Annotated in this window: 3 protein-coding genes; 1 reads left to right on the top strand and 2 read right to left on the bottom strand. The window is 50.4% G+C overall.

Going from position 1 to position 3812, the window contains the following annotated elements; genetic code table 11:
• Window positions 1-2 precede the first annotated feature (2 nt).
• Both JF818_RS03055 and JF818_RS03050 read right to left on the bottom strand, forming a co-directional pair.
• Window positions 3-917 carry a carbohydrate ABC transporter permease gene (locus JF818_RS03055; protein WP_198890515.1) on the bottom strand — a complete coding sequence of 305 codons (915 nt, stop codon included), beginning with the start codon at window positions 915-917 and terminating at the stop codon, window positions 3-5.
• Between the two features lie 79 nt (window positions 918-996).
• Window positions 997-2271, bottom strand: coding sequence for an ABC transporter substrate-binding protein (locus tag JF818_RS03050; RefSeq protein WP_198890514.1), 1275 nt, complete (start codon window positions 2269-2271; stop codon window positions 997-999).
• 160 nt (window positions 2272-2431) lie between these two features.
• On the opposite strand from JF818_RS03050, the gene JF818_RS03045 reads away from it, so the two are divergent.
• Window positions 2432-3286 carry a MurR/RpiR family transcriptional regulator gene (locus tag JF818_RS03045; RefSeq protein WP_198890513.1) on the top strand — a complete coding sequence of 285 codons (855 nt, stop codon included), beginning with the start codon at window positions 2432-2434 and terminating at the stop codon, window positions 3284-3286.
• Window positions 3287-3812: the final 526 nt, after the last annotated feature.

Here is a 3812-nt window from a genome sequence, read left to right as displayed (position 1 = left end):
GATCATAGCTGTACCTCCCTACTTCTGGTTACAAAGATGGAGAGGAGTGAGACCGTGAAGGTCAGCATGTAGATAACCAATCCGATCGCAGAACCGATCCCAATCTCAGGGCTTCCTGCGTCGATCGAGCCAAAGGCCGTTCGGTAGAACAGCGTCCCGATGGTGTCAGTGGAGTAGTTTGGTGCTCCGTCCAAGCCGGTCATCGTATAGATCTGCTCAAATACATTGAGACTCCCGATAATGGTCAGTACCGTAATGATGGTGATGGAGGGGATGATCAGGGGGAAGATAATCTTCCAGAAGAGCTTCCACTCTCCAGTTCCTTCCAGGTATGCAGCCTCCATGCACTCCTGGGGGACGTTGTCGATGGCAGCAAGGAAAACGAGGGAGGGGAATCCGACCCACCTCCAGATATTCACCATAATGATCGAAGGTGTTGCCAGATGCTCAAGTCCCAGCCAGGGGCGTTGGAGCGAGGCAAGACCTGCCAGTTTCAGAAAGCTGTTCACCAAGCCGGAGGGCTTGAGGTACATACCCCAGAGGAACCCTACCGCTACGATGGAGAAGAGGACAGGAATGAAGAATACCCGTTTGAAGAACTGGGCACCAGGAAGATTACGGCTCAAGAGGTAGCCGAACATAAGGCCCAGGGTATTCTGGATAAGCGTGGTGGAGAGGAACCAGGTAAGGTTGTTTCCCAGCGCGTTGAAGAAGCGTTCCTGATAGGGAAAGGTGGTAAGCAGTCGCTTGAAGTTGTCCAGTCCTACGAAGTCGAGGCGAACCAACTGTCTCCATGAGAAGAGGCTGTTGAAGAGCGACATGAATAGGGGAAGCAGGATAAAGACGCCCACAACCAACAGTCCTGGGGTAATGAAGAAGATGATCCAAAGTGTCTTGCTACGCTGTATTTGGTGCATGGGAGTTCCTTGGTTGGGTAATACAAGAGAAAGAAGGAACCCCTACAGAGGCTTACGCCCCTGTAGGAGAAGGAATGTGTTATTTCTGGAATGGCTCGTAGTAGGAGGCAATTCCATCCTGAATCTGCTTTGCAGCTTCGCGAGGAGCGAGTGTTCCTGCCATCACGCCTTGGGCTGCTGCCTGCCAGAGGGAGCTGCCGGTTGGCTGCTGATAACGGAATCCGACGAGGAACAAGTACGGGGTTGCATGTTCCTGCAGTTCCAGGACACGGGCGATGAAGGGCTCAGAGGTTGCATCCACTCCAGGAACGGAGCTGACCATCTTCAGTTCACTGACCATGGCGCCGCCAAACTCCTTGGAGGAGAGGAACTTCAGGAACTTGACTGCTGCTTCCTTGTTCTTGGAATTGGCATTCATCGCAAAGTTCATGTCAGCATAGACTGAAACGTAAGCAGGATCGCTCTCTCTCTGGCCAGGAACGGCAAAGACGCCCCAATCCAGGTCAGGATTCTGTGTATTGAAGTAGGCTGCTTCATAGGAACCTGCGATCAAGTGGGGGGACATCTCGTTGAAGAAGTTCGATCTCATATCCTCATAGCTGATACCCATGTACATGTCTGGGAGGTATTTGGAGAGTGCTTTCATCTCTTCCACCATGCGGATGAATGCGGGGTCCTGAAAATCCTTCTCTCCCTTGATCACAGCATTGTAGAAGTCGGTTCCACCATACCAGCCGGGGCCCATACCACCAAGCATGGTTTCCAGGCACCATCCGTCCTTCGCTCCATTGCCCAAGGGGATATAGCCGGCTTTCTTTGCTGCCTCGAAGTTGTTGATCAACTGTGCCCAGGTCTTGGGAATAGAGAGACCGAGTTCTTTATAGATGTCCTTGTTGTAGTACATGAAGACGGTCTGGCTGACAGCAGGACTTCCGTAGATCTTTCCATCGGTGGGGCTGGTAGCACCCAAGAGGGCTGTTGCTGAATAGTTCTTCAGCTCTGGCATCCACTGCTCGAGGGGTTCGAGGAATCCACTGTCTGCAAAGGTTGCCAAGCCACCATAGGCTCTTCCTTGGAATACATCAGGTCCAGCTCCTCCGGAGAGGGAGGCTGCCAGGATGGTGTTGTATTCAGTGTTCTTGTGGGCCGTCTGGACAACATCGATGTCAGGGTTTGCTGCTTCAAAGCGAGCAATCTGGCCTTCATAGAAGTCTACATCCTCTGGTCTCCAGGTCCAGAACTCGAGTACGGTTTTCTCTGTTTCTGCGGCTGCGGCTTCTTTGGTTCCTGCGCCGAAGAGCATGCCGGTGGTGACCAAGACAATGCAGAGTACCAACAGTGCGTGTTTTTTCATAAAAATCTCCTTTTGTGTTGTAAGCAAAGTAGTTGCTTTCATATCCATGTTCAGCCCGGTTTAGGCTGTTGTCAAGGAAAATCAAAAAGAATTTTCATTTATTTTATTTCATTTTTGAAAAATATTTTCATATTGCCTGGAAGTATGGTATGCTTTTCCCATGAGTGGATGTTTATATGTGATCAAGCAGGTGTTGCCTAATCTGGCACCCAGTGAACGGAAGGTTGCCCAGTTTCTCTTGGCAAATCCTATGCAGGTTGTTTCCATGGGGGTTCAGGAAGTTGCACAAAATAGCTCCAGCAGTGCCGCTGCCTGTGTGCGCTTGGCAAACCGTCTCGGCTACAAGGGGTTTACTGATCTTCGCATGGCCTTGGCCAAGGAGGTCTTCTCCTCAGAACGGCCAAGTGAACAGACAACCACCGAGAAGATTACCGAGCAGACTACCACAGGGGAGCTGGTCCATATGGTGGTCTCCTCCACCTGCGAAAGTCTCTCTGGTATTGAGGAAGTGGTGGATGCAGGTGCCTTGGAAGCCTCCGTTGAGGCAATCCTAGGAGCAAGCCATGTGCTCATTGCAGGTATCGGGGCATCAGGTATTGTAGCCTATGACTTCCAGCAGAAGCTTGCCCGCCTAGGGCTCCATGCAGTCTATACTGCTGACAGTGATATGCAGATCGTGGAGGCCTGTGCCCTGAGAAGTGAAGGGGTCTTGATCGCCATATCTTACTCAGGGGAGTCAAGCAGTGTGCTCAAGGTAGCCAGGGAGGCAAAGAAGAATGGGGCACTCGTCATTGCCATTACCCGTATCGGGGGGAACTCACTCTCTCGTCAGGCAGACTACACGCTCAATGTCGTGAACAGTGAGTCGCTCTTTCGAGAGGGGGCTACACTCTCCCGATTCGCCCAACTCTTGGTGGTGGACCTGATCTACACCATGATCCTTGCCAGACGCCACACAACTGTCAGTGCTCTGCTCAAACGAAGCTGGGAGGCGGTTGCCCATGTGTCGGGGTGAAGTGACTTGATACTCTGCGTATTGTCAGTGTAGAAGGGGAAAATTACTTTGCGTATTGTATACATATAGCGGGAAAAATACTTTGCGTATTGTCAGCAGCTTCACGTTCAAGGGCTACTCTATTTGCTTGATAGTACTCTCTTCAGAATAGTATCCAAATTATGCTTTCTCCCTCCGCAAAGTATGATGTAATCATACTTATAGGAGATAGGATAGTGTTAAAAACACGGGAGTATGTGATCTATGAGCTGTCCTCATATGCCTCCCCGTAGGCAAAACTCACTCAGATGATAAAAAAGGGTGAGATAATTCAGATTGTCCATGGAGTGTATGCTGATAGCCTTTCTGATCCACATTTCCCTGTTGATGGTATGATCTATAGTCCGAGCTATATCTCCTTTGAAACAGCGAAGGTTTTCCTCCATCTCCCCTCAAAGAACTTCATGTTTTGAGGTTGAATGCTCCCTCTGCTTGGGCACAGGCACTACTATTCAGGCCATAGGATTTTGCTACAGCTCTCCAACTG

It is taken from the genome of Sphaerochaeta sp. S2 (genome assembly GCF_016406725.1).
Classification (GTDB): domain Bacteria; phylum Spirochaetota; class Spirochaetia; order Sphaerochaetales; family Sphaerochaetaceae; genus Sphaerochaeta.
Note: the sequence above shows the minus strand (reverse complement) of the source record. Positions and strands in the feature narration are given on the sequence as shown.

Coding starts and splice junctions, on each gene's coding strand:
- JF818_RS03055 (WP_198890515.1), bottom strand. CDS start 917: ATGCACCAAATACAGCGTAGCAAGACACTTTGGATCATCTTCTTCATT.
- JF818_RS03050 (WP_198890514.1), bottom strand. CDS start 2,271: ATGAAAAAACACGCACTGTTGGTACTCTGCATTGTCTTGGTCACCACC.
- JF818_RS03045 (WP_198890513.1), top strand. CDS start 2,432: ATGAGTGGATGTTTATATGTGATCAAGCAGGTGTTGCCTAATCTGGCA.